Below are 722 nucleotides of genomic sequence, written 5' to 3'. Positions count from 1 at the left end.
CGTATAGGACTTGGAATTGCAGCTTATGTGGGCGCAGAAACAGGTCTTGGAGAAAAAGACTTGGCCAAATTACACGACTTTGTTCGTAAAGAACCGCGTGTCATAGAAGCATATTCTACAATAGGGAGTCAGGAATATTTCATCAAAGTTCTGGAAACTGATTTACAAAGTTTAAGAGAAGAGGTTATGATGCCGTTAGAACCCGTCACTTCAAAGCTTACTAGTTCTATCATATCATCTCAAGTAAAACAACCAGATGATGTTTCACTTTTACGTTTTCTAAGACAACGATGGTTTTCAAGTAAAAAAAGTAAGACAAGACATACTAATTCTGAAAAGTTTAACTAAAATACAAACTAAATCGGTGGCAATGTCAAAGCAAGACAAACCAGGTATCATATCGACATTGCTGATCCGCAATCTTCAAGATGTCTTTGGTGAAAACAATCCAGTGCGTCGGAGAGCGGTCATCGACGAGATCTTTACCGAAGATTGTGTATTCTACGAACCAGGGGGCGTTTACCATGGCCGAGTCGAGATCGATCGCATAGCAGGCGTAATCAAAGCTACTCACCCTGACTTTCAATACCAACCAATTACGGCACCTGAGGAATTGGGCAATAGTGGACGTGTTCTATGGGTATCGGGCCGCCCTGGTGAGACTCCATCTTACGCAGGAACTGATTTCATCATTGTTCAGGACGGTCGGATTGCCGCAGTCT

General features: G+C 42.5%; 2 protein-coding genes. Both read left to right on the top strand.

Annotated features, from left to right (window positions below; genetic code table 11):
- Window positions 1-348 (top strand): Lrp/AsnC ligand binding domain-containing protein (locus DYY66_RS06700; RefSeq protein ID WP_218583647.1); only part of this gene is annotated, 348 nt, incomplete at its 5' end.
- Between the two features lie 22 nt (window positions 349-370).
- Window positions 371-722: nuclear transport factor 2 family protein (locus DYY66_RS06695; protein ID WP_166287316.1), on the top strand; the 352-nt coding region annotated here is incomplete at its 3' end.

Origin of the sequence: Candidatus Nitrosotalea sp. FS (assembly GCF_011319475.1) — an archaeon.
GTDB lineage: Archaea > Thermoproteota > Nitrososphaeria > Nitrososphaerales > Nitrosopumilaceae > Nitrosotalea.
This window is presented reverse-complemented; position numbering and strand designations above follow the sequence as displayed.